The sequence below is a fragment of the Limnohabitans sp. B9-3 genome (assembly GCF_002778325.1).
GTDB lineage: Bacteria > Pseudomonadota > Gammaproteobacteria > Burkholderiales > Burkholderiaceae_C > Limnohabitans > Limnohabitans kasalickyi.
Map to the genome: position 1 here is coordinate 38,377 of NZ_NESI01000010.1, position 24,961 is coordinate 63,337.

Annotated in this window: 27 protein-coding genes; 15 read left to right on the top strand and 12 right to left on the bottom strand. The window is 57.6% G+C overall.

Features of this window, described 5'->3' with window-relative positions:
• Position 1: 1 nt before the first annotated feature.
• From B9Z42_RS14275 to B9Z42_RS14320, 10 genes are all read right to left on the bottom strand, one after another.
• The gene (locus B9Z42_RS14275; protein ID WP_100134086.1) at positions 2–778 is read right to left on the bottom strand and encodes a FadR/GntR family transcriptional regulator; all 777 of its coding nucleotides are present in this window, start codon (positions 776–778) and stop codon (positions 2–4) included.
• A gap of 6 nt (positions 779–784) precedes the next feature.
• Positions 785–1,168 carry a hypothetical protein gene (locus tag B9Z42_RS14280; protein ID WP_100134087.1) on the bottom strand — a complete coding sequence of 128 codons (384 nt, stop codon included), beginning with the start codon at positions 1,166–1,168 and terminating at the stop codon, positions 785–787.
• Positions 1,165–2,217, bottom strand: coding sequence for an L-idonate 5-dehydrogenase (locus B9Z42_RS14285; protein WP_100134088.1), 1,053 nt, complete (start codon positions 2,215–2,217; stop codon positions 1,165–1,167). The genes B9Z42_RS14280 and B9Z42_RS14285 overlap by 4 nt, the downstream gene beginning before the upstream one ends.
• Positions 2,218–2,226: 9 nt before the next feature.
• The gene (locus tag B9Z42_RS14290) at positions 2,227–2,997 is read right to left on the bottom strand and encodes a glucose 1-dehydrogenase (RefSeq protein ID WP_100134089.1); all 771 of its coding nucleotides are present in this window, start codon (positions 2,995–2,997) and stop codon (positions 2,227–2,229) included.
• Between the two features lie 38 nt (positions 2,998–3,035).
• Positions 3,036–3,545 carry a gluconokinase gene (locus tag B9Z42_RS14295; protein ID WP_100134090.1) on the bottom strand — a complete coding sequence of 170 codons (510 nt, stop codon included), beginning with the start codon at positions 3,543–3,545 and terminating at the stop codon, positions 3,036–3,038.
• Between the two features lie 2 nt (positions 3,546–3,547).
• Positions 3,548–4,603, bottom strand: coding sequence for an ABC transporter ATP-binding protein (locus tag B9Z42_RS14300; RefSeq protein WP_100134091.1), 1,056 nt, complete (start codon positions 4,601–4,603; stop codon positions 3,548–3,550).
• A gap of 26 nt (positions 4,604–4,629) precedes the next feature.
• Entirely contained in the window at positions 4,630–5,472 is an 843-nt protein-coding gene (locus B9Z42_RS14305; protein WP_100134092.1) for a carbohydrate ABC transporter permease, read from the bottom strand.
• Entirely contained in the window at positions 5,469–6,329 is an 861-nt protein-coding gene (locus B9Z42_RS14310) for a carbohydrate ABC transporter permease (RefSeq protein ID WP_100134093.1), read from the bottom strand. The genes B9Z42_RS14305 and B9Z42_RS14310 overlap by 4 nt, the downstream gene beginning before the upstream one ends.
• 117 nt (positions 6,330–6,446) lie before the next feature.
• The gene (locus tag B9Z42_RS14315) at positions 6,447–7,829 is read right to left on the bottom strand and encodes an ABC transporter substrate-binding protein (RefSeq protein ID WP_100134094.1); all 1,383 of its coding nucleotides are present in this window, start codon (positions 7,827–7,829) and stop codon (positions 6,447–6,449) included.
• A gap of 101 nt (positions 7,830–7,930) precedes the next feature.
• Positions 7,931–8,887: a 2-hydroxyacid dehydrogenase gene (locus B9Z42_RS14320; protein WP_100134095.1), complete on the bottom strand. Its 957-nt coding sequence runs from the start codon at positions 8,885–8,887 to the stop codon at positions 7,931–7,933.
• A gap of 108 nt (positions 8,888–8,995) precedes the next feature.
• On the opposite strand from B9Z42_RS14320, the gene B9Z42_RS14325 reads away from it, so the two are divergent.
• The 10 genes from B9Z42_RS14325 (at position 8,996) to B9Z42_RS14370 (ending at position 18,302) form a co-directional block, all read left to right on the top strand.
• Positions 8,996–10,732, top strand: coding sequence for an IlvD/Edd family dehydratase (locus B9Z42_RS14325; RefSeq protein WP_100134096.1), 1,737 nt, complete (start codon positions 8,996–8,998; stop codon positions 10,730–10,732).
• Positions 10,733–10,759: 27 nt separating this feature from the next.
• Positions 10,760–11,509 (top strand): SDR family oxidoreductase, encoded by a 750-nt coding sequence (locus B9Z42_RS14330; RefSeq protein ID WP_100134097.1) that lies wholly within the window; start codon positions 10,760–10,762, stop codon positions 11,507–11,509.
• 38 nt (positions 11,510–11,547) lie between these two features.
• Entirely contained in the window at positions 11,548–12,498 is a 951-nt protein-coding gene (locus tag B9Z42_RS14335; protein WP_100134098.1) for a sugar kinase, read from the top strand.
• Between the two features lie 47 nt (positions 12,499–12,545).
• Positions 12,546–13,451: an NAD(P)-dependent oxidoreductase gene (locus B9Z42_RS14340; protein ID WP_100134099.1), complete on the top strand. Its 906-nt coding sequence runs from the start codon at positions 12,546–12,548 to the stop codon at positions 13,449–13,451.
• Positions 13,452–13,470: 19 nt separating this feature from the next.
• A complete protein-coding gene (locus B9Z42_RS14345) occupies positions 13,471–14,226 on the top strand; it encodes an SDR family oxidoreductase (protein WP_100134100.1) in 756 nt (251 codons plus the stop codon).
• Complete coding sequence (locus B9Z42_RS14350) at positions 14,226–15,749, top strand: UxaA family hydrolase (protein WP_100134101.1); 1,524 nt, start codon at positions 14,226–14,228, stop codon at positions 15,747–15,749. Before B9Z42_RS14345 ends, B9Z42_RS14350 begins: the two co-directional genes overlap by 1 nt.
• Positions 15,750–15,867: 118 nt before the next feature.
• The gene (locus tag B9Z42_RS14355; RefSeq protein WP_100134102.1) at positions 15,868–17,061 is read left to right on the top strand and encodes a phosphoglycerate kinase; all 1,194 of its coding nucleotides are present in this window, start codon (positions 15,868–15,870) and stop codon (positions 17,059–17,061) included.
• 90 nt (positions 17,062–17,151) lie between these two features.
• Positions 17,152–17,451: a hypothetical protein gene (locus B9Z42_RS14360; RefSeq protein ID WP_100134103.1), complete on the top strand. Its 300-nt coding sequence runs from the start codon at positions 17,152–17,154 to the stop codon at positions 17,449–17,451.
• Positions 17,452–17,572: 121 nt separating this feature from the next.
• Positions 17,573–17,989 carry a type II toxin-antitoxin system RelE/ParE family toxin gene (locus B9Z42_RS14365; RefSeq protein ID WP_233203659.1) on the top strand — a complete coding sequence of 139 codons (417 nt, stop codon included), beginning with the start codon at positions 17,573–17,575 and terminating at the stop codon, positions 17,987–17,989.
• Positions 17,979–18,302, top strand: a complete 324-nt coding sequence (locus tag B9Z42_RS14370) for a DNA-binding transcriptional regulator (protein ID WP_100134104.1) — start codon at positions 17,979–17,981, stop codon at positions 18,300–18,302. The genes B9Z42_RS14365 and B9Z42_RS14370 overlap by 11 nt, the downstream gene beginning before the upstream one ends.
• Before the next feature lie 88 nt (positions 18,303–18,390).
• On the opposite strand, the gene B9Z42_RS14375 is transcribed toward B9Z42_RS14370, so the two are convergent.
• On the bottom strand, positions 18,391–19,476 hold the full coding sequence (locus B9Z42_RS14375) for a fatty acid desaturase (protein ID WP_233203660.1): 1,086 nt from the start codon (positions 19,474–19,476) through the stop codon (positions 18,391–18,393).
• A gap of 224 nt (positions 19,477–19,700) precedes the next feature.
• On the opposite strand from B9Z42_RS14375, the gene pyk reads away from it, so the two are divergent.
• The 5 genes from pyk (at position 19,701) to B9Z42_RS14400 (ending at position 23,954) form a co-directional block, all read left to right on the top strand.
• Positions 19,701–21,134 (top strand): pyruvate kinase, encoded by a 1,434-nt coding sequence (gene pyk / locus B9Z42_RS14380; protein ID WP_100134105.1) that lies wholly within the window; start codon positions 19,701–19,703, stop codon positions 21,132–21,134.
• Between the two features lie 110 nt (positions 21,135–21,244).
• The gene (gene fba / locus B9Z42_RS14385) at positions 21,245–22,309 is read left to right on the top strand and encodes a class II fructose-bisphosphate aldolase (protein ID WP_100134106.1); all 1,065 of its coding nucleotides are present in this window, start codon (positions 21,245–21,247) and stop codon (positions 22,307–22,309) included.
• A gap of 3 nt (positions 22,310–22,312) precedes the next feature.
• Entirely contained in the window at positions 22,313–23,218 is a 906-nt protein-coding gene (locus tag B9Z42_RS14390) for a phosphoribosylaminoimidazolesuccinocarboxamide synthase (protein ID WP_100134107.1), read from the top strand.
• Positions 23,219–23,365: 147 nt separating this feature from the next.
• Positions 23,366–23,632: a BrnT family toxin gene (locus B9Z42_RS14395; protein ID WP_100134108.1), complete on the top strand. Its 267-nt coding sequence runs from the start codon at positions 23,366–23,368 to the stop codon at positions 23,630–23,632.
• Entirely contained in the window at positions 23,619–23,954 is a 336-nt protein-coding gene (locus B9Z42_RS14400) for a BrnA antitoxin family protein (RefSeq protein ID WP_100134109.1), read from the top strand. Before B9Z42_RS14395 ends, B9Z42_RS14400 begins: the two co-directional genes overlap by 14 nt.
• Positions 23,955–23,962: 8 nt before the next feature.
• Here B9Z42_RS14400 and trxA read toward each other — a convergent pair whose 3' ends face one another.
• Positions 23,963–24,919, bottom strand: a complete 957-nt coding sequence (trxA, locus tag B9Z42_RS14405; RefSeq protein ID WP_100134110.1) for a thioredoxin — start codon at positions 24,917–24,919, stop codon at positions 23,963–23,965.
• Positions 24,920–24,961 lie beyond the last annotated feature (42 nt).

The following is a 24,961-nucleotide window of genomic DNA, read 5'->3' on the forward strand; positions in this document are numbered from 1 at the left end:
TTCAGGGTGTGATGGAGGAAGCACGCACCGATTTGGGCGCGCGCAAAGAGGCCGCAGGAAGTGCCAATGAAGGCAGTTTCTTTTTCGAGACCAAGACCATTTCAATGTCCTCGCGTGCGCTATCGATCAGCTTGAGCACGGCGCGTTCGGCCTTGTCAGGTTCGCCAGCAATCACGGCGTCGAGCACGGCGCGGTGCAATGGCAGGGACAAGGCAGGCCCATTGGGTTTGGTGGTGGTGATCTCGAAACTGGTGCGCAGCAAGGCGCCAATGGCTTTGCTCATTTGCGCGACCATGCGGTTGTGACACGCTTTGAGCAAGCCTTGGTGGAACAACAAATCATGGGTCACGTAGTCGCCGCCAAATTCGATGGCGTGCTTCATGCCGGCATAGGCAGCCTCGACCTCGGCCAAATCTTCGGGGGTGGCACGTTCAGCGGCCAGTCGCACGGCCGCGGGTTCGACCACGCGGCGCAGGTCTTGCAGGTCGCGCAAAAATTCGCGCGTCAGGCCGATTTTGGATTGCCATGCCACGACGTTGGGGTCAAACCAATTCCATTGGTCTGAGGGCAGCACACGTGTGCCCACTTTGGGCCCCGTGCTGACCAAGCCTTTGGCGACCAGCGACTTGACGGCCTCGCGCACCACGGTGCGGCTGACACCCAGTTCAACGCACAGCACCGTTTCGGGTGGGATGGATGCACCCGGTGCGTAATAGCCCGACACGATGGCTTCGCCCAGCAAATCGAGCGAGTGGCCGAGCATGTTTTTGATGGCCATGTGGGTTTATCCGCGCACGAACAAAGTCACCAAGGGTTGGTTGCCAACTTGGCGGCTCCAGTGGCCGTGCACCTTGTCGTCAAAGGTGGCGCCTGCGGGCAGCAAATCTTCGGAGTAGAAGTGTTCGCCGGGGCTGAACACGCGTGAGCTGCCGTCTTGCAAACCAATTTCCATGTGACCGCTCAAGATGAACACCCATTGCCCATGGTCGCTGCAGTGGAAGGTGCTGCGAAAGCCCACAGGGCTGTGACGCAACTGGTAGCCGCCACTGCTCATGAGTGTCGACAAACGCGCTTGAGGTTTGCCTTCGGTCAAAGAAATGGGCTCGTCGCGAAAACGCGCGCAGCCATCGGTGTCGGTGAAGAGAATGGTTTTGGTGAAGGTGGTCATGCGGTTACTTTATCTGCGCCGAAGTTGATTTGAACCTTCATGGCTTGGCTCTTGTCACAGGCCAGCTCAAAAGCTTGGGTGGCGTGATCGAAGTCCAACACATGCGAGATCACGGGTCGACCATCGATCAAGCCTTCATTGAGGAAGCGCACAGCCACCGCAAACTCTTCATGGAAGCGGAAGGTGCCGCGCAACTCCAGCTCTTTGCCCACCAGTTGGTTCAGCGGCAAGGTCGAGTCACCGCCCAGGCCAATGCTGACGATGATGCCGCGCGGGGTCACCACATCGAGGCCGCTGCGCAAAGCTTTGTCATTGCCCGAGGCTTCAAACATCACATCGAACACGCCTTTATTGGCCGCGAATGGGGCCAAGCCATCGGGCGTGGTGGCGAGGTTGATGGTGTCATCGGCGCCCATGGCGCGCGCGCATTCCAGTGGTTTGTCGGCCACGTCGACGGCCACGATGCGTGCCGCACCGGCACGTCGCAAGCCAGCAATCAACAGCGCACCAATGGGGCCGCAGCCGGTGACCAGCACCTGCTTGCCAAACACCGAGCCAGCCCGCTGAATGGCATGCAGGCCGACCGACAAAGGCTCGGCCAGCGCAGCGAGCGACAAGCTCAGCGTGTCGTTGATTTTGTGCGCTTGCGAAGCGTCAATTACCAGCGATTCGCGGAATGCGCCTTGGATGTGCGGGAAGCGCATGGCGCTGCCGTAAAAACGCATATCCAAGCAATGGTTGTGGTGACCTTTTTGGCAGTACTGGCATACGCCACACGGGCGCGAGGGCGAGATAGCAATGCGTTGGCCGGGCGCAAAATTTGTCACGTCCGAGCCGACGGCGCTGACGATGCCCGACACCTCGTGGCCCAGCACCATGGGCTCTTTGATGCGCACCGTGCCAAAACCGCCGTGGCGGAAGTAGTGCAAATCAGAGCCGCAGATGCCGCCATACGCCACGCGCACGGCGAGCTGTTGGGGGCCGAGGGTGTCGGTTTCAAACGCATCGAGACGCAAGTCGTCGGGCGCGTGGCAAACAATGGCTTTCATAGGTGTTCCTTAGAGCTGAGCGGTGACGCCGCCATCCACATAGAGGATGTGGCCGTTCACGAAGGTGGAGGCGTCGCTGGCCAAGAACACGGCCGCACCGGCGAGTTCTTCCACATCGCCCCAGCGACGGCTGGGCGTGCGGTTGGTCAGCCAAGCGCTGAAGGTGGTGTCGTTCACCAGTTTTTCATTGAGTTCGGTTTTGAAGTAGCCGGGGCCAATGCCGTTGACGTTCAGGCCGAGCGGACCCCAGTCAATCGCCATGCCTTTGGTCAACATTTTCAAAGCGCCTTTGCTGGCCATGTAGGGCGAAATGCCGGGGCGGCCTAACTCGCTTTGCACCGAACAAATGTTGATGATGCGGCCCTTCTTGCGCGTGATCATGTGCTTGGCCACCGCTTGGCCGACAAAGAACACGCTGTCCAAGTTGGTTTGCATGAGTTCGTGCCAATCTTTGTGGTCGAACTCGTGCAAGGGCGCGCGACGTTGTATGCCTGCGTTGTTGATCAAGATGTCGATCGGACCCACATCGCGCTCTATGCCATCGATGTTCGCTTTCACGGCGTCTGCATCGGTCACGTCAAAGGAGCGCTCAAACACGTCCAACCCTTCCGCGCGCAAGGTGGCGGCTGTGGCTTTGAGCTTGGTGGCGTCGCGTCCGTTGAGTACGACGCTGGCGCCCGCTTGGGCCAAGCCCCGTGCCAGGCCCAAGCCTATGCCCGCCGAGGAGCCGGTGATCAAGGCCATGCGGCCGTCGAGTCGAAAAGTTTGTGCGGTGATCATGCGTGGTTCGTCATGCGAGGTTTGTCATGCAAGGTTTGTCATGCAAGGTTGAATTGCAAATGGTGCTCGATCTGTGCGACCAACAGGTCGGCAGGTTCGGCAATGTCAAGGGTCAGCGCGGCTTCGTCAGCACTGGGAATTTCTAGGGTGTCGAGCTGGCTGTCGAGCAAGGCAGGCGGCATGTAATGGCCTTGACGTCCGCCCAAACGCGCCGCCAGCAAAGCACGGGTGCCGTGCAAATGGACAAACTGCAAGTCGGGGGTGGAGGCGCGCAGTCGTTCGCGGTACGCGCGTTTGAGTGCCGAGCAGGACACGATCAGGCCTTCATCAGGCGTCAGCGCCGACAAGTGCTCAGCGATGGCGTCGAGCCAGCCCGCACGGTCAGCATCGGTCAGCGGTGTGCCCGCAGCCATCAAGGCCACGTTGCGCGGGGGGTGCAAGGCATCGCCCTCTAAGAACGGTACGCCAATACGTTGCGCCAAGCGCAGCCCCACGGTGCTTTTGCCGCAACCGCTCACGCCCATGATGATGAGGCGGGGAGGTGTCATGGTCAGAGGCGTTGCTCGGTGGTGCCGTCAAACACGTGCGCTTTGTGGGTGTCGAACTTCAGATACACCGTTTGATCGGGTTGAACCGAGGTACGGCCGTGCATGACCAAGGTGAATTTTTGCTCACCAATTTGCAGCAGCAATTCGGTTTCGGCGCCCGTGGGCTCGACCACTACCACTTGGGCGGCGATGCCACTCTCGGCCAATTCCAAATCACCGGGGCGCACGCCGTAATGAACCGAGGTGCCGTCTGCCACGGGTTGGGTCGTGGGCGGCATGGGCCACGAGGCATCTAATGCAGTCACTTGGCCGTTTTGCACGGTGCCTTTGAACACGTTCATGGCGGGCGAGCCAATGAACTGCGCCACAAACAAATTGCCCGGCTTGTCAAAGAGTTCCAGCGGCGTGCCGATCTGCTCGACGATGCCGTCGTGCATCACCACGATGCGGTCGGCCATGGTCATGGCTTCGATCTGGTCGTGCGTCACATAAACGGTGGTGGTTTTCAGGCGTTGGTGCAGGGCTTTGATTTCAGCGCGCATGGCCACGCGCAGCTTGGCGTCGAGGTTGGACAGCGGTTCGTCAAACAAGAACACTTTGGGGTCGCGCACGATCGCACGGCCCATCGCGACGCGCTGGCGTTGACCGCCGGAGAGTTCGCGGGGATAGCGATCGAGCAGCGCATCAAGGTTCAAGATGCGGGCGGCATTGCCCACACGTTCTTCGGTGGTCTTGGCGTCGGCTTTGCGCAGCCGCAGCGAGAACGCCATGTTCTCGCGCACGGTCATGTGGGGGTACAGCGCATAGCTTTGGAACACCATCGCGATGTCGCGGTCTTTGGATTCCAACTCGTTGATGACGGTGCTGTCGATGCTGATCTCACCACCCGAAATTTCTTCCAAGCCGGCCAACATGCGCAGCAGGGTGGATTTGCCGCAGCCTGAGGGGCCGACCAACACCACGAATTCGCCGTTCTGAATCTCGAACGTGATGCCGTGGATGACCTTGACTTTGTTGCCGTAGGTTTTTTGAACGTTGTTAAATGAAACGGATGCCATGGTTTGGTTCTCAGTTGCGCAAAAAGTTAGCTTTTCACAGCGCCGGCGGTCAAGCCCGACACCATGTAGCGTTTGAAGGTGTAGTAAATCGCGGCGGGAGGCAAGGCGTAAATCAAGCCAGTGGCCATCAGCAGTTCCCACGGTGAGTCGTCAGCCGATAAGAAGTTGCCTAGCGCGACGGCCAAGGTCACGTCTTGGTCTCTGGACAGCAACAAGAAGGCGTAGAGGTACTCGTTCCAAGCCAGCAACAAGGCATAGGTGCCAACTGCGACGAGCGAGGGCACCATCAGGGGCAGGTACACCATCCAGAACAATTGCAAAGGCGTGGCGCCGTCAATGCGAGCGGCCTCGTCCAACTCAAACGGCAGTTTGTCGCTGGCTTGTTTGAGCACCCAAATGCAGTAGGGCGACGCGATGGTGACCATGGCCAAGATCAAGGCCCATTGGTTGTTCAGCAACCCATACAAACCCATGGTTTTGTACATGGGCACTGCCAAGAAAGCGGCAGGGATGAAGTAGGTGAACAAAGCCAAGTTCATCACTGTGCGCCCGCCGCGTACTTTGAGGCGACTGATGGCAAACGCGGAGGTGGTGGCGACGAACAAGGTCAGCGCGCCAACGGACAACGCGATCACGAACGAGTTGCCGAGTTGCTGCCAAAAATGGTCTAAGTAAAAGTGATCGCGCTTAAAGACGATTTCAAAGTTTTGCAGCGTCGGGTGCTCAGGCCAGAGATGGCCGGAGGTGGCGGTGTCGCGCGGGGAGATGGCAAACAACACCATGTGATAAATGGGGAACAAGGTCCAAATCAGCACAGGGATGCCGATCAGCAGCAACTTGGCTTCGGTGGCTATTTTTTTCAAGCTCATTTCGACAGCCTTTTCATCATGAAGTAAACCAAGGGCAAGATAAATGGAAGTCCCACGACGATGGAGGCCATGGCCAAGTCCACTTGGTCAAGACGCAGGTAACGAATGCCTAGGGTGGCTAAAACGTGGGTCATGTCGGCAGGGCCGCCGCCGGTGAGCAAGTACACGCTGTTGAAGTCGCCCAGTGTCCAGATCATGGAGAGGATGGTCGAGGTCAGGTAGATCGAGCGCATGGAAGGCCAAGTGATGAACTTGAATTTTTGCCATCCGGTCGCGCCATCCACAGAGGCTGCTTCGTACTGCTCCGTCGGAATGGACAAGCGCGCAGCGACCAAAATCAAGGTCCAAAATGGCAGCGATTTCCAGATGTGCATGACCATGGACAAACTCAAGGCCAGGGTGGGGTCATTGAGCCAATTGGGGCCGTCTAAGCCGGTCCAGCGGAAGATCGCGCTGTTGATGATGCCCCACTCAGGGTTGAGCATGAAGCGCACCGACAAGATGGTGGGAATCGAGGGCACAGCCCAAGGCAAGATAAAGATGGCGGCCACAATTTTGACCCACCACCGCTCCATCACAAAGAAGCCTGAGAGCGCCAAGGCCACCATCATTTTCAAGTTGATGGCCACGACCAAGAACACCAGTGTATTGACTGCGCTGCGGAAAAAGATAGGGTCGTTGTACAGATCCACATAGCTTTGTGGATGGCGCGCTAGCCACAAACCGTAGCCAACGGGGTAGAGCACGAACACCAAAAACACCACGATGTAGGGCACCACCATCAGGCGGCCCCAGTACTCCCACGTCGTGATCGGCTTGGTGGGCGGCGGGTTAAGAGGGGTAGCTAGGGTATTCATGGGCAAAGTTCGCCTCAAAGGTTGCAGTTTTCACGCGTGCAACCCAATGTCAATCGGGAGGGGGAAAGACACACACCGGTGTGCAGCGCAAGGCTGGCACCGGTGTGCGCTTTGGGTTTAGTTACCGGCGACTTCTTTGATGCGGGCGATCATTTCGTCCACAGCTTTTTCAGTCGGCACTTTTTCGTTCAACATGCGGTTCATGGCTTTGGCCCACACGTTTTCGTTGTTCAACACGGTGAACTTGTAGTTCTTGGTGAACTCAAACGGTTGGGTGCCATTCATGAACTGGTTGTAAACCGCCAAACGAGCAGGGTCTTGCTTCCAGAAGGGGCGTTGTTGCGCCGCTTTGGTCACAGGGAACCAACGACCGAGCGAGCCTTCCACGTAAGGTGTCAGGTTTTGCTCTTCCAGCATGAAAGCCAAGAATTGTTTCGCCAAGTCTTTGCGCTTGGCATCCTTGAAGATCACGCCGGTTTTGACCGCCGAACGGTAAGTCATCTTGGTGCCATCGGGTTTCAGTGGGAAACCTGCTGTACCAATCAGCTCGTAGTAGTTCTTCTTGCCCAAATCGCGTTGCTCTTGGGTCAGCGCGGTGTTGTTCATGTCGTCCAACCACTTGGCAGCGATCGAGATCGTGGCGTTGTGCGTCATGACCGTCGTTTTGTTGTGGAATGCGACGTTGTTGTCCGGGTCTTTCCAGCTGGTGGACGACGGTGGTGTGCAGCCCTTGGTGTACACGGCGGTGTAGTCGTTCAAAGCGTTGATCAGACCGGCGCGCACAGCGGGGTCATCGACCAAGAGTTTGCCGGAGTCGCTCACCAACTTGACGTTGTACGCGTCCATGAACGTCAGGAAGGAGAAGAAGGAATCGGTGGAGTCCACGCCCATGGGGAAGCCAGTACCAAAGCCGCGTTTGCCGGTTTTTTGGCGATAGCCGGTTTGGACTTTGGAACACCAGAAGTCCCAGTAGCCTTTCCAGTCGGTCGGGATGTCGCTTTCTTTGTAGCCTGACTCAGCGAGCATGTCTTTCCAATACTGGATGTGCATGGTTTGCTGTTTGATGGGGTAGGCGTAGTAAGCGCGCGTTTTGGTTTGGTTGTTGTACAAGAACGTGGTGGACAGTGCAGCAGGCTCAAAGTTGTTGCGCACTTTGTCAATCACGCTGGAAACATCTTCCAGCTTGCCGTCATAAGCCCACTTGGCTGTGACTTGGAAGTCATAGGTGTCGGCGTAAGCCAAGTCAGGGGGGCTGCCAGAGTCAAGCGCTGCCACCGTCTTGGGGATCATGTCTTGAATCGGGTACTGGGACAATTCAATCTTGATCCCTTTGTTCTTCTCTTCAAATTTTTTGATGGCCGCGAACAAGGCGTCGTCTTCGGCTTTGTAGAAGCCTTTGACCCACCAAACGTTCAATTTCTCTTGGGCGAAGGCGGGGCCCACCGCTGTGATCAGGCCGGCCGCAACCATTGCGCCTGTCAACCATGTCTTCAGTTTCATCTGTTGTCTCCTAATGTTGGAAATGCAAGGCTGCTTAGACCTTGGTGCTATCGTATGATGATTGAGTCGATCAAAAATGCGGAGTTACCCGCATTCATGGGTTAACCCTTGACTGCACATTCCGGCACGGGGGTGTGCACGGGATGCCCATCAAAATGCGACTTGGTGTTGTTGAAGGCCAAGTCCGCCATGGCCTGGCGAGTTTGTGTGGTGGCGCTGCCAATGTGCGGCGCCAGCACCACATGGGGGAAAGCCCTGAGCGCCTCAGGCACGTTGGGCTCGTTCTCAAACACATCCAAGCCCGCGCCACCAATCACGCCGTTTTGCAAGGCCGCAATCAGAGCTTCTTCATCGACCACCGAACCGCGAGCCACGTTCACCAAAATACCTTTAGTGCCCAAAGCTTTCAGCACGTCGGCGTTGATGAGCTTGCGTGTGCCCGCGCCGCCCGGGGTGATGACCACCAAATAATCGCTCTCAGCCGCTAAGGCTTCGGCCGAAGCAAAGTAGGTGAAGGGCAAGTCGGCCTTGGGGCTGCGCGAGGTGTAAGCCACCGACATGTTGAAGGCAAGCGCGCGCTGCGCGATGGCTTGGCCAATACGGCCAATGCCCACAATGCCCATGCGTGCACCTGACACTTTGCGCGCCAAGGGCATGGGGCCTGTGGGCCATTTGCCGTCTTTCACGTAGCGGTCAGAGGCGGGCAATTGGCGAGCCGCTGCCAGCATCAAGCCCATGGCCAAGTCGGCCACATCGTCATTGAGCACATTGGGGGTGTGGGTCACCATCACGCCGCGCGCTTTGGCTGCGGCCACATCGACGCCGTCATAGCCCACGCCAAAAACAGAAATGATTTCAAGCTTGGGCAACTGCTCAATCAACGAAGCGGGCACTTTGGACTCGCCACTTGCGGCGATGGCACGAATGCTGGGCGCGATCTTGGCAAACGCAGCAGGATCGGTTTCGTGCAGGCGGTCGTGCAGGTTGAAGACGGCGCGCAATTGCGGTTCCAGCAAAGGCGAGAGTTTGGTCACGGACAAGACATCAATTTGAGACAAAGCGGGCTCCTAGGGCTTCTACGGGGTTGGAATTCAATCGTCATACCATAATATGCTCGGGTGCCCTGCATCCGGATGCGGGGAAACCAGTAAACCCACGAGAACCGCATGACCGATCAGCCCAAAAAACGCCCCGAAGATTTACGCAGTCAACAATGGTTCGGTCGCCAAGACCGCGACGGCTTCGCTTACCGCAGCTGGGTCAAAGGCAAAGGTGTGCCGCATGATCAATTCGATGGCCGTCCGGTCATCGGCATTTGCAACACCTTCAGCGAGCTCACGCCCTGCAACTCGCATTTCCGCACCTTGGCCGAGCAGGTCAAGATTGGCGTGTATGAAGCGGGTGGTTTTCCGCTTGAATTCCCTGTCATGTCCTTGGGCGAAACCTTGTTGCGCCCTACCGCCATGCTTTACCGCAACCTCGCTTCCATGGATGTGGAGGAGAGCATCCGTGGCAACCCGATTGACGGCGTGGTGCTGCTGATGGGCTGTGACAAGACCACACCCAGTTTGTTGATGGGGGCTTCCAGTGTCAACTTGCCCACCATTGGCGTGAGCGGTGGCCCGATGCTCAACGGCAAGTGGCGCGGCCAAGAGTTAGGATCTGGCACCGGCGTGTGGAGCATGAGCGAGCAAGTGCGCGCAGGCACCTTGAAGCTGCAAGATTTCTTTGAAGCCGAGAGCTGCATGCACCGCAGCCACGGCCACTGCATGACCATGGGCACGGCCAGCACCATGGCCAGCATGGTCGAAGCCTTGGGCATTGGTTTGCCCGGCAACGCCGCCTACCCTGCGGTAGATGGCCGTCGCAATGTGCTGGCCCGTGATGCGGGTCGCCGCATTGTGCAAATGGTCAAAGACGACATCAAGATTTCACAAATCTTGACCCGTGAAGCGTTCGAGAACGCCATTCGCACCTTGGCTGCGATTGGCGGTAGCACCAACGCGGTGATCCATTTGGTGGCGATCGCCGGTCGCTTGGGCGTGCCTTTGAGCATCGACGACTTTGACCGTTTGGCCAGCGAATTGCCTTGCTTGGTGAACTTGCAGCCCTCGGGCCAATACCTGATGGAAGACTTCTGCTACGCCGGTGGCTTGCCCGTGGTGATGAAAGAAATCGCCCACCTGCTGCACACCGAGATCATCACCGCCAACGGCAAGACCGTGGGCGAAAACGTGGCGGACGCCCAAAACTACAACACCGACGTCATCAAGCCGTTTGACCAGCCGTTCAAAGAGAAGGCCGGCATCGCCATCTTGCGTGGCAATTTGGCGCCACGCGGCGCCGTGATCAAGCCCAGCGCAGCCACCCCCGCGTTGATGACACACACCGGTCGCGCCGTGGTGTTTGAAGACAGCAACGATTTCCACGCCCGCATCGACGATGAGAATTTGGATGTGGACGAAACCTGCATCTTGGTGCTCAAAAATTGCGGACCCAAGGGCTACCCCGGCATGGCCGAAGTGGGCAACATGCCCTTGCCTCCCAAGGTGTTGCGTAAGGGCATCACCGACATGGTGCGCATCAGCGATGCCCGCATGAGCGGCACCGCCTACGGCACCGTGGTGTTGCACACCGCACCCGAAGCTGCTGCGGGAGGCACCTTGGCCTTGGTGCAAAACGGTGACTTGATCACGCTTGACGTGCCCAATCGCAGCCTGCATTTGCATGTGGATGATGCCGAGTTGGCCACCCGCCGCGCCGCGTGGACGCCGCCAGCACCTGCGATGAATAGCGGCTATTGGAAGCTCTACATTGACCATGTGCTGCAAGCGGATGAAGGTGCTGACCTTGACTTCTTGCGTGGCATGCGCGGCTCTGCCGTGCCCAAAGACAACCATTAATTTCCAGACTTCAAGAGGACAAGCGAGATGACAAAAGTAGCAGTTGTGACGGGCGCAAGCTCAGGCATTGGCAAAGCGTGTGCCTTGGCTTTGCTCCAAGCCGGATGGCAAGTGGCCTTGGTGGGGCGACGCGCCGACGCGCTGAATGCCGCCATCGCAGAAGCCGGTGCCAACGGCGCTAACGCCTTGGCCGTGCCCACTGATGTGAGCAAAGACGCAGAGGTTGCGCAGCTTTTTAAAACTGTGGTCGCCAAATTTGGACGCGTGGATTTGTTGTTCAACAACGCCGGCATTTCGCTGCCCTACACCCTGCCCGGTGATATGGCGGCAGACACATGGCGTCAAGCGGTGGACGTCAACTTGAACGGCGCGTTTTATTGCCTCTCACACGCCTTCAAGCAAATGCAAACCCAGTCGCCACAAGGCGGACGCATCATCAACAACGGCTCGATTTCGGCACATGCACCGCGCCCAGGTTCGATTGCCTACACCGCCACCAAACACGCCATCAGCGGTTTGACCCGTGCGGCCAATTTGGACGGTCGCGGTATGAACATTGCGGTGGGTCAAATTGACATTGGCAACGTGGCCAGCGACATGACCATCAAGATGGCCAATGGCGTGCACCAAGCCGACGGCACCATCAAGCCCGAAGCCCGTATGGAAATGAGCTCGGTGGTCGACACCTTCATGACCATGGCCAGCTTGCCGCTGTCGTCCAACATCTTGTTCGTCACGGTGATGGCGAACCAGATGCCTTTTGTGGGCCGCGGCTAAAACGCCCCTCATACGCATCCTTGCCCTTGCCCTAGCCCATGCAACACGCCGCACCCCCTGATGTGGTGACGCTGGGCGAGGCCTTGGTGCTGTGGGCTGCCGAGCAAACGGGGCCGTTGGCTGAGGTGCAAAGCTTCAGCCAACACACGGCAGGTGCTGAAACCAATGTGGCGGTGGGCTTGGCGCGTTTGGGCTTGCGTGTCGGTTGGGTCAGCCGCTTGGGTGACGATGCAAATGGCGATTATTTGCGGCAAGCCTTTGAGCGCGAAGGCATCGACTGCTCGCACGTTGCCACGATGTCAAATGGCCTCACCGCCTCCATGCGCAAGGGGCGTGTGGATGATGGGTCAGACCCGCCCATTGCCTACCAACGTGCGAACTCGGCAGCCAGTCAGCTTGGCCCCGAACATTTGGATTTACCGTGGCTGGCCAGCGCCCGTCATTTGCATGTGACGGGTATTTTTCCTGCGCTGTCGGCCAGCACGATGGCTGCCACGCAAGCGGCCATGCGCCACATGCGGGCACACCACAAAACCATCAGCTTTGACCCCAATTTGCGCCCCGCGTTGTGGCCCGATCGCGCTGTGATGCGCGACACTCTCAACGCCTTGGCGGCGCAAGCCGATTGGGTGTTACCTGGCTTGGATGAAGGTCGTCAACTCACCGGTTGCGACACGCCGCAAGACATTGCACGTTTTTACCGCGACGCAGGTACCACGCAGGTGGTCGTTAAGTTGGGCGCGCAAGGTGCTTACGTGGATGGCCCAGCAGGCTGTGCGTTCGTGCCAGCGTTCCCCGTGGCGAAGGTGGTGGACACCGTGGGCGCAGGCGACGCCTTTGCTGTGGGCGTGATCAGCGCTTTGCTTGAAGGTATGTCCTTAGAAAAAGCAGCAAGTCGTGGCGCATGGCTGGGTGCACGCGCTGTGCAAGTGCGTGGCGATTGCGAAGGCCTGCCTACCCGAGAAGAGCTGAGCGCGGCAGGCGTATGAATTTGAACGACTGAAAAACAGAGCAACAAAACACAAAGGAGACAGACATGAAAATTGGTTACATCGGTGCTTCCGGCCTCATGGGCCACGGCATGGCAAAAAACCTGTTGGCCAAAGGCCAACAGGTGGCGATCACGGTGCACAAGCAGCGCGACCGTGTGCAAGATTTGTTGGACGCAGGCGCGACCCTGGCGGCCAATGCGGCCGAGTTAGGCGAGACATGTGATGTGGTGCTGATTTGCGTCACCGGCTCTCCTCAAGTCGAAGCTGTGGTGTCAGGCGCAAATGGTTTGTTGTCCAACCCCAAAGCGGGCTTGGTCATCGTCGATTGCTCCACCAGCGAGCCGCACTCCACCACGCATTTGCGTGAATTGGCACACGGCAAAGGCGTGACCTTTGTGGATGCGCCGTTGGCACGGTCGCCTGTCGAGGCTGAGGCGGGTCGGCTCAACATCATGGTGGGCGCTGAGCCTGCGGTGTTTGCCCAACTCGAGCCCATTTTGAAATGCTGCGCAGAAAACGTGTTTCATGTGGGTGGGCCCGGTGCGGGCCACGGCATCAAGCTGCTCAACAACTTCATTGGCCAAGCCATTTGCACAGCCACAGCCGAGGCTTTTGCCGTGGGCAAACGCGCGGGCATTGACCCCAAGCAACTCGTCGCCTTGGTGGGTGCAGGGCCGGTGAATTCTGGCTTGTTCCAAGCCATGGCCAAAACCTTGGATGGTGACTTGACGGGCTTGAAATTCGAGCTCGACAACGCCCGCAAAGACATCCGGTACTACACCCATTTGGCCGAAGGCATGGGCGTTCCCACTTTGATGGGCGAGGCGGTGCATCAGTCACTCAGCATGGCCAGTGCTTTGGGCTTTGGCAAAAAATTTGTGCCCTCCTTGGTCGAGGCACAAGAACGCATCACGGGCGCCTCTTTGGTGCCCAAAACTTCCAACACTTAATCCACACAGAGAGACAACCATGAGCAATCGTTTAGCAGGCAAAACAGCCCTCGTCACTGCAGCAGGTCAAGGCATTGGCCGCGCCACCGCACTGGCCTTTGTGCGCGAAGGCGCGACGGTCATTGCGACCGACGTGAATGCAGCAGCCCTTGAAACTCTGAAGCAAGAATGCGGCTGCGCCATCGACGTGTTGGACGTCACCAGCGACGCAGCCATTCAAGCCGCACACGCCAAGCATGGCGAGATCGATGTGCTGTTCAACGGCGCAGGATTTGTGCACGCGGGCACCGTGCTCGATTGCACCGAAGCCGAGTGGGACTTTGCGTTCAACCTCAACGTGCGCTCGCAGTTCCACATGATCAAAGCCTTCTTGCCCGGCATGCTCAAAAAAGGCAAAGGCTCCATCATCAACGTGGCCTCCGTGGCCGGCAGCATCAAGGGTGCGCCCAACCGGTTTGTGTACGGCACGACCAAAGCCGCCATCATTGGTTTGACCAAAGCGGTCGCCGCCGACTACATCACCACTGGCGTGCGTTGCAACGCGATTTGCCCGGGCACCGTCGAGTCGCCTTCGTTGCGTGACCGCATCTCGGCACAGGCACAGGCCAGCGGCCAAACCATTGCGCAAGTCGAAGCCGCTTTTGTGGCACGTCAGCCGATGGGCCGCGTGGGCCGTGTGGAAGAAATTGCCTTGTTGGCCGTGTACTTGGCCAGCGATGAGTCGAGCTTCACCACGGGCACGTCACAAATCATTGACGGCGGGTGGTCGAACTGATGTTGCCCGTCATTCGCATTCACGCGCAAGACAACGTGGTCATTGCGCGCCAACAACTTTTGGGCGGCACCGTGCTCGCGCAAGAAGGCGTGACGGTGTCTGGCTTGGTGCCGCCGGGCCATAAAGTGGCCACCACGGCGATTGCCAAGGGGCAGCCTGTGCGTCGCTACGACCAAATCATCGGCATGGCAACACGTGACATTGCGGCGGGTGAGCATGTGCACACACACAACTTGGCCTTCAGCGACTTTGCGCGTGAACACGCACCCGGCTCGGCCGCACAGCCCACCGCGTATGTGGACCAACCCGCCACGTTTCAAGGCATCGTGCGCGCGGATGGCCGCGTGGCCACGCGCAACTACATTGGCGTGTTGACCTCGGTCAATTGCTCGGCCACCGCAGCGCGCGCTATTGCCGATTACTTCCGTCGCGACATTCGCCCTGAAGCCTTGGCTGACTTTCCCAACGTCGATGGTGTGGTTGCGTTGACCCATGGCATGGGCTGCGCCACAGCCAGCGACGGCGAAGAACTGCAAGTGTTGCGCCGCACCTTGGGTGGCTACGCCAAGCACCCCAACTTTGCGGCCGTGCTGGTGGTGGGTTTGGGCTGCGAGACCAACCAAATCACAGGCTTGATTGCACAAGAAGGATTGCAAGAAAATGTGAAGCTGGCGACCTTCAACATTCAAGACACGGGCGGCACGCGCAAGACCGTGGAGAAAGGCGTGGCACTGATCAAAGCCATGTTGCCCGAGGCCAACCGCGTGACCCGCGAGCCCGTGCCGCTGAGCCACCTGACAGTGGGTCTGCAGTGCGGTGGCAGCGACGGCTATTCGGGCATCAGTGCCAACCCCGCGTTGGGCGCTGCGGTTGATTTGCTGGTGCGCCATGGCGGGACGGCGGTGTTGTCGGAAACGCCTGAAATTTACGGTGGTGAACACTTGCTCACCCGACGTGCCGTCAGCGTGGCCGTGTCCGACAAATTGCGCGCGCGCATTGCGTGGTGGGAGGCCTACACCCGTCGCAACAACATGCAAATGGACAACAACCCCTCCGCCGGTAACAAGGCGGGCGGCTTGACCACCATTCTTGAGAAAAGCTTGGGTGCCATTGCCAAAAGCGGCACCACCAATTTGGTGGATGTGTACGAGTACGCCCAGCCCATCACCGCCAAAGGCTTTGTGTACATGGACACCCCGGGGTACGACCCCGTGTCGGCCACTGGCCAAGTCGCAGGCGGTGCTAACTTGATTTGCTTCACCACCGGACGCGGCTCTGCTTATGGCTGCGCGCCCAGCCCGTCGCTGAAGTTAGCCACCAACACCGCGTTGTGGCAGCGCCAAGAAGACGACATGGACATCAACTGCGGCGGCGTGGTCGATGGCTCAGAAACTGTGCAGCAAGCCGGCGAACGCATTTTTCAAATGATGATCGCAGCAGCGTCAGGCCAGTACACCAAGAGCGAGCAACACGGTTATGGTCAAAACGAGTTTGTGCCGTGGCAACTCGGCGCGGTGATGTAACGCTTAGCAGCGTTCGACACGATCAGCTTCAGGCGCAGAGGCTGATCGTGGCGTGTCAGGTTGCGCAAGCCCAGACTTTTAGAATGGGCGAGTTATTCAATTTCAAACTCAGCCCACCATGAACGTCATTCGCTTCTCTGATTTGTGCGCCAACGGCAAAGCCCAAGGCCAACGTGTTTTCATCCGTGCCGACTTGAACGTGCCGCAAGACGACAGCGGTGCCATCACCGAAGACACACGCGTGCGCGCTTCGGTGCCTTGCATTCAAATGGCGCTGGCCGCGGGTGCCGCCGTGATGGTGACCAGCCACTTGGGCCGCCCCACCGAAGGCGAGTTCAAACCCGAAGATTCGTTGGCCCCCGTCGCCAAGCGCTTGGGAGAGTTGTTGGGCCGCGAGGTGCCACTGATTTCGAACTGGGTGGACGGCGTGACCGTGGCCCCCGGTCAAGTGGTGTTGCTGGAAAACTGCCGCGTGAATAAGGGCGAGAAAAAGAACAACGAAGACTTGGCCCGCAAAATGGCCGCGCTGTGCGACATCTTTGTGAACGACGCCTTTGGCACCGCCCACCGCGCCGAAGGCACCACCTACGGCATCGCGCAATTCGCGCCCATCGCCTGCGCTGGCCCCTTGTTGGCGGCTGAAATTGACGCCATCCAAAAAGCCTTGGCCTCGCCTAAGCGTCCCTTGGCCGCCATCGTGGCTGGCAGCAAGGTCAGCACCAAATTGACGATTCTGAAGAGCTTGGCCAGCAATGTGGACCAACTCATCGTCGGCGGCGGCATTGCCAACACCTTCATGCTGGCGGCGGGCCTGAAGATTGGCAAGAGCTTGGCCGAACCCGATCTGATCGACGAAGCCAAAGCCGTGATTGAACTCATGAAGTCTCGCGGTGCCGAAGTGCCGATTCCTACCGACGTGGTGACCGCCAAAACCTTCTCGGCCGATGCGGTGGCCACCGTGAAAAAAGCCACCGAAGTGGCCGACGACGACCTGATTTTGGACATTGGTCCAGAAACCGCAGCCAAGTTGGCCATACAGCTCAAATCGGCAGGCACCATCGTGTGGAACGGCCCCGTGGGCGTGTTTGAATTTGCCGCGTTTGAGAACGGCACCAAGGTGATTGCGCAAGCCATTGCCGAATCCAGCGCGTTCAGCATTGCGGGCGGCGGCGACACCTTGGCGGCCATTGCCAAGTACGGCATTGAAAAGCAAGTGGGTTACATCTCCACCGGCGGTGGTGCTTTCTTGGAAATCTTGGAAGGCAAAACTTTGCCCGCCTTTGAGATCTTGACCAAGCGCGCAGCCGGTTGAGCGAGGACCTGATGTCAAGTTGAGTTGAACTCAACGGCGCACCAAGTAACACGGGTATCTTTGCCCGTGTTTTCATTTGGGGGTTTGAAGATGCGTTTCACGGTCAAATTTGTTTGCGCTGGCGTTGTCCTTTTTCCGTTGGCTGTCTGGGCGCAACCGTTGCAGCCCTTTCCGATTGGCTCGCCTCAGAGTTGCGTCAATTTGCCGAATCATGCGGCAATTCAAGACTGTCAGACGAAGCAAAAAGCTCAAGGCCAAGAATGGGAGAAGGAAATGAAAGACCGCTACCGCTACCCATCACCGCCTCCAAAGCTGAACGGCGCTGATGACAAACTGCCCATGAATTGCTTCAAACGCGAATCGACTGGCGAGAAAATTTGCGCGAATTGACGATCAGGCAATCACAAGCCCCTCGCATGTCAGATGCGAGGGGCTTTTTTACGATTTTTACTTGCACTAAAACGCTATCGCATGGGTATCTTGCATGGACTCATGTCCTGCAAGGTGAACCATGACGATGATTAAATCTATGCCACTAAGTGGCATAATTAAAAAGAGAGTTTTCAAAACGCGTCACTTTGACCGATGGATGCGCAAGACCGATCTCACTGACGTGGCTTTATGCACAGCAGTGCTAGAAATGTCGCAAGGTTTGATCGATGCAGACCTTGGTCATGGATTGGTTAAAAAGCGCGTGGGCTTGGCGGGCCGTGGCAAACGCAGTGGCGCACGAACCTTGGTGGCGAATAACAAAAACAATCGATGGTTTTTTGTTTTTGGTTTTGAGAAAAACGAACGCACCAATATTGATGCCGATGAGTTAGATGTTTTACAAGAGCTAGCTGAACAGCTATTGCTGAGGTCCGGTGCTGAGCTTGCAATTGCAGTCGCGGATGGCGCATTGAAGGAGATTTGTCATGAGCACTGAATTAAAAACAAAAAGCCGATTGTTAGAAGCTGCACATGCAACGGCGCAAGATTTGCATCGCTTGGGTTTTATCGACAAACGTAAGATGAGCAAGTTTGATGCGTTGTGCATTGCGCCGGTGGCCGACTTTGACAGCGCCAAGATTCGTGATTTGCGACAGAGTTTGCAATTGAGCCAAGCCGTGTTGGCTGCGGTGCTCAACACCAGCATTTCGACGGTGCGTAAATGGGAGTTGGGTGACAAGCACCCGAGCGGTCCATCGCTCAAATTGCTCAGTTTGTTAGAGCGTAAAGGTCTAGAGGCGGTACTTTAAAAGTATTTGATGTGTCGCCTTTCAACCTCGCCCATTAAAAAGCCCCGCATTGCGGGGCTTTTTCGTTGCGTCTGATGGCTCAAAAGGCTCAGGCCGCTTTCATCGCCCGAGGGCTGGTGACTTTGCCGTCGTACGTCATCCAGCTGTCTGTTTTGAAGTCATACAGCTTGCAGTCGCGGGCGGTTTGCACATACCAGCTCCACGAGAAGGGCTGAACAATGATGCGTTCGGGCAGCAATTCTTCAAGTTTGCTTTGTGCTTGCTTCAGCTTGTACAGAGGAATGCTCATGTCCAAGTGGTGGGCGGTGTGCTCCATGATGTGGTGCATCAGCGCGCCGATCTGCATGGGGAAGGTCAGGTGCACGGTGGTGGACACAAACGGCGACGCCTTAGACCAGCCAGTGCGCTCTTCGTGCCAAGACACTTCTACATGGGTGTGGTGCACATACACCACAAAACCAATCATGGTGACCCAGAAGAAGAACGGCACCGCGACGCCCATCAACAAGATGTAGCCAATCGATTGCTCGGTCGCCACGGCCGCCCAAGCCATGACCGCGACCCATGCGAAGCCGAAGACCGTGATCAACCAGCAGTCTTTGGTGAAGATGGGACGGCGTGTGGGCATGTTCTTTTCGTTGGGGAACACCATCTTGTTCCACCAGATTTCGATCATGTAGTACAGGCCAGGTGCCCAGCCGCTGCGATAAACGCGGTCACGCAGCTTCTCAAACGGGCTCAGTGCGGCGAACTCTTCTGGGGTGTAGGGGGCCCACACGAAGTCGAAGTTTTTGAGGTTGGTGTAGCCGTGGTGCACCACGTTGTGGCCAATGTCCCACAAGCTGTAAGCCGTCAACGAGGGCAAGAACGCGATGCGGCCCAACCACTTGTTGAGGTTGCGGTGAGGTGTCAGACTTTGGTGACACGCGTCGTGGCCCAAGATGAACAGGCGGCCAATCACAAAGCCAGCGACCAAACCGCACAAGAGCTTGGCCCACCAGGCTTCAAATAGCACGGTACCGGTGAGCAAAGCGGCCCACAAGATGTAGTCGGTGATGATCAAAACAAAGGCAAGGGCCGTGGTGCGGCCAGACAGAGGCAGCAGCCACTCACGCATCACTTTGCGGTGAGGCATGGGTTCGCCGGGAAGAATAGGTTGGATGTGGGTGGTCATAGTCACTGAATCTTAGGTTTGCCGAGGCAATTTGCACTGATTTGAATCAAATACGACCTTGATTATCGCTTTTTGTGCTCTGTTGAGCCGATTGGCGCGAGTCTGCCCTTGCGTGGTACGGGCTTTGACCGCTCTGACACCGAGAAAGGGGGCGGGACTTTGCGAAATTGGCCTGTCAACCGTGTGAGAATCAACGCAAAGAACACCCATTAGGAGACTGCTGAATGCCCCGTCACGCCACCAAAATTGTTGCCACATTAGGCCCTGCTTCCAGCGATCCCGCGTTGCTGGAGCAAATGATCCGTGCAGGCGTCAACGTGGTTCGCTTGAATTTCAGCCACGGCAAGGCCCAAGACCACATTGACCGCGCCCATTTGGTGCGCGAAGCGGCCGTGCGCGCTGGCCGTGAAGTGGCCATCATGGCCGACTTACAAGGACCCAAAATCCGCGTTGGCAAGTTCGCTGACGGCAAAGTGATGCTAGAAAACGGTGCCAAATTTGTGTTGGACGCCTCACGCACCGAACTCGGCGACTTGCAAGGCGTGGGCTTGGACTACAAAGAGTTACCCCGCGATGTGAAATCGGGCGACCTCTTGCTTCTCAACGACGGCCTGATCGTGTTGACGGTGGACGCGGTGCGCGGCGAGCAAGTGCTCACCACCGTGAAAATGGGTGGTGAGCTGTCCAACAACAAAGGCATCAACAAACAAGGCGGTGGCTTGACGGCGCCTGCGTTGACCGCCAAGGACATGGACGACATCCGCACTGCCATGAGTTTTCAGGCCGATTACGTGGCGGTGAGCTTTCCTAAAAACGCCACCGACATGGAAATGGCGCGTCAGCTCTGCAACGTGGCGGGCGCCGAATACAAACACAAGCCCGGTTTGATTGCCAAGATTGAGCGCGCCGAGGCCATTCCTCACCTCGAGGCCATTCTGCGAGCCAGCGACGGCATCATGGTGGCGCGCGGCGATTTGGCGGTGGAGGTCGGAAATGCCGCTGTCCCCGCGCTTCAAAAACGCATGATCAAGCTGGCCCGCCAGCACGACAAAGTGGTGATTACCGCCACCCAGATGATGGAAAGCATGATCACCAACCCCGTGCCCACCCGCGCCGAGGTGAGCGACGTGGCCAACGCCGTGCTCGACGGCACCGACGCCGTGATGCTCAGTGCCGAAACCGCTGCTGGCAAATACCCGCTCGAAACCGTGGAAGAAATGGCCAAAATTTGCGCTGCTGCTGAAGGCGCCGAGCAGGTCGAGTTGGATGCCGATTTCACAGGCCAGACTTTCAGCCGCATTGACCAAACCATCGCCATGGGCGCCTTGTTCACCGCCCACCACTTGGGTGCCAAGGCCATCGTGGCCTTGACCGAGTCGGGTTCGACGGCACTGTGGATGAGCCGTCACCGCATTCATATTCCTATTTACGCACTGACGACTAAGGTCTCCTCGCAACGCCGCATGGCGTTGTTCCGTAATGTGCGCCCCTTGTTGATGGACACCAGCACCGACCGCGACACGGCCATGGCCCAAGCCGAAGCGCGGTTGAAGTCGCGCGGCATCATCAATACAGGCGACGTGTACGCCATCACCTGCGGCGACCCGATGGGCTCGCCTGGTGGCACCAACATGCTGCGCATTTGCGAAGTTGGATGATTGTTTTTGAGGCGGGTGCTCGACAGCGATGTCCTGTCAGCTTCCCGCCAAGCTGCCGCATTTAAAATTTTGGCAGTTTCACAAATTTTTAACATTAGAGGAAATCTTCCATGGCACTCGTTTCGATGCGCGAACTTCTGGACCACGCGGCAGAGCAGGGTTACGGCATTCCCGCTTTCAACGTCAACAACTTAGAACAAGTGCAGGCCGTGATGGCCGCTGCTGATGCTGTGGGCGCGCCTGTGATCTTGCAAGCCAGTGCTGGCGCGCGCAAATACGCGGGTGAGTCGTTCATCAAGCATTTGATCCAAGCGGCCACCGAAGCCTACCCCCACATCCCCTTGGTCATGCACCAAGACCACGGCACGTCGCCCAAGATTTGCCAAGGCGCGATTGACCTCGGTTTTGGCTCCGTCATGATGGACGGTTCGTTGCTCGAAGACGGTAAGACCCCTTCCAGCTTCGACTACAACGTCAGCGTGACCCAAAAAGTTGTGGCCATGGCGCACCAAGTGGGCGTGTCGGTCGAAGGCGAATTGGGCTGTTTGGGCAATTTGGAAACGGGCGAAGCCGGTGAAGAAGACGGCGTGGGCGCCGAAGGCAAACTTGACCACAGCCAAATGCTGACCGACCCCGAAGAAGCCGCTCAGTTTGTCAAAGCCACGCAGCTCGACGCCTTGGCCATCGCCATCGGCACCAGCCACGGCGCTTACAAGTTCAGCCGCATGCCCACGGGCGACATTTTGGCCATCAGCCGCGTCAAAGAAATTCACGCACGCATTCCCAACACCCACTTGGTGATGCACGGTTCCTCCAGCGTGCCGCAAGACCTGTTGGCCATCATCAACCAGTACGGCGGCAAGATGAAAGAGACGTACGGCGTGCCCGTGTCTGAAATTCAAGAAGCCATCAAGCACGGCGTGCGCAAGATCAACATCGACACCGACATCCGTTTGGCCATGACCGGCGCAGTGCGCAAGTTCTTGTTCGAGAACCCTGAGAAGTTCGATGCCCGCGAGTGGCTGAAGCCCGCCCGTGAAGCCGCCATGGCCATTTGCAAACAACGCTATTTGGAATTCGGTTGCGAAGGCCAAGGCAGCAAGATCAAGGGTGACAACCTGCAAATCGTCGCTGCCAAATACGCCAAAGGCGAACTCGCCCAGTTGGTGAAGTAATCCATGTCAGCACTGCACACCTCGGCGCTCACTTCATTGCCATTGCTCGCACGCGGCAAAGTGCGCGACAACTACGCCGTGGGCGACGACCGCATCTTGATGGTCGCGTCGGATCGCATCAGCGCGTTTGACGTCATCATGGGCGAGGCCATCCCGGGCAAGGGCGAATTGCTCACCCAAATGGCGTTGTTCTGGTTTGGCAAGCTCGGTCACATTTGCCCCAACCACCTAACCGGCGACGCGCCTGAGAGCGTGGTGAGCGCGGACGAAGTGGCGCAGGTGACCGGTCGTTCGATGTTGGTCAAGCGCTTGAAGCCCATTCCCGTGGAAGCCGTGGTGCGTGGTTATTTGGCGGGCAGCGGCTGGGCCGAATACCAAGCCAACCAAGCTGTGTGTGGCGTCAAGCTGCCCAAAGGTTTGAAGAACGCCAGCAAGCTGCCAGAGCCCATCTTCACGCCAGCCGCCAAAGCGGCGGTGGGTGACCACGACGAGAACATCTCGTATGAGCAAGTGGTGGAGATGATTGGCGGCAGCTTGGCTGAGAAGATCAAAACGATCAGCATCGCTTTGTACGAGACTGCCCGCGACGTGGCGGCAGCCAAAGGCATCATCATTGCCGACACCAAGTTTGAGTTTGGTTTGGACGCCAACAACAACCTCGTGTTGATGGACGAGGTGCTCACACCCGACTCTTCACGCTATTGGCCTGTCGAGGGTTATGAGCAGAGCTTCAAAGCGGGTGTGAACCCACCGAGTTACGACAAGCAGTTTTTGCGCGATTGGTTGGAAACGGCCCAAGTGCAAGGCAAGCCTTGGAGTAAATCACCGCCTGCGCCGCATTTGCCGCAAGCGGTGATTGCCCAAACCGCAGCCAAGTACCAAGAGGCTTGGGATCGGTTGCAGGACTGAGCTTTTGTACTTTGATGTGAAAACCCCGCTTGAAACAAGCGGGGTTTTTGACTTCTGGCTGGTCATTTTTGCGCCTGACCCTTGAAGAATGGGGGTTGTCAGTCTTGACAAATTGATTTATTGTTAATACATTAATTTATCCATCGGATGCACTACGAATTTGACCCCGTCAAAGACGACAGCAATTTCAAAAAGCACGGCTTGCGCTTATCGGATGCGGAAGACTTTGAATGGGAAACCGCATGGATCTTGGAGGATCGCCGCCGGACGTATGCCGAGCCAAGGTTTGAAGCCAAGGGCTATGTAGGTGAGCGCTTGTGCGTGATGGTGTTCTGTTTGCGCGATAGCGCATTGCGCATCATCAGTTTGCGCAAAGCCAATTTACGAGAGGTGAAGAGTTATGCCAAAGCTTAAAGCAGGAACTGTATTGCCAACGGCGCAAGACGATGCCGCAATTGCAACGGGTATTGCCGCAGATGCCGATTCTCGCGAATTGACACATGTTTGGGACAGTCAAGCTAAGCCAGCGCAAGAGGCGCTGTCAGCAAGCGTTTACGAGGCTTTGGTCGCGATGAAGCGACCGCGCGGTCGACCCAAAGCGGAGGCCACCAAGGTGTTCACAGCGATTCGTCTGGACGCTGATTTAGTGGGCGCATTTAAAGCCACGGGTAAGGGTTGGCAAACCCGTGTGAACTCAGCGTTGCGTCAATACATCCAAGAGCACCCGCTGAGCTAGCAGCGAGATCAGTTCAGCGCCATGCTGAGCTTGCGGCGGTAGCGAGAAATCATCTCCAGCACGGGGTCTTCTTGTACCGCAGCTTTGCCGGTTAATTCGATGCCGCCAGCGGATTTGCCGAAGGCGGCATCGTCCGTTTTGGGCTTGGGTGGGGTCATGAGTTCCAAGATAGACACGTAGGTTTTGCGCGCCACATCGTGGTTCCATGCCTTGTCACGCATGATGATTTCGAGCAGCTCTTCCATCGCGTTTTCAAACAATTCGGCAGCAATCAACACGCGTGCTTTGGCCAAGCGGGTGTCGAAGTCGCGTTTGTTTTGGGCGATGGCGGCGTCGAACTGCTCGAAGCTCCAAGCTGCGCGCTCGTCGGTCGCCACGAATTGCAAAGCTTTCAGCCAATAGTTCAGGGCGTCAAAGCGCAGCTGCAGCGGAATTTCTGTGAGTTTGGGACTCAGCGCGGCCTCGGCTTCGGCCAGTTCACCGACCGAAATCAGCAGTTTCACCAAGTTGTAGCGGGTTTCGTCGTCGGCGGGGTTTTGGCTCAGCGCATCGCTGAGTTTGGCCAGGGCGGCGTGTGCGTCGCCCGATTGCAGCAGCTGATCGGCTTCTTGGGCGTCGGCTTGTGCGGCCACTTCGCCGTCGGAGGGCAAGTGTTTGTCCAAGAATTCCCGCACTTTGCCCTCAGGAATTGCGCCCATGAAGCCGTCCACAGGGCGACCGCCCATCAACAAAATGCAGGTGGGCAAGCTTTTCACACCAAATGCGCCCGCCAACTGCTGCTCGGTGTCGGCGTTGATTTTGACCAGCTTGAAGCGGCCTGCGTAGGCAGCTTCCAACTTTTCCAGCACGGGGCCGAGGGATTTGCAGGGCCCGCACCAGTCGGCCCAAAAGTCCACCAACACGGGGGTGGTTTGAGAAGCGGCGATCACATCGGCCTCGAAATTTTCCATCGTCACATCGATCATGGGGGTCCCGTCTTAAAATTCGTTTTTGCTTACACACACAGC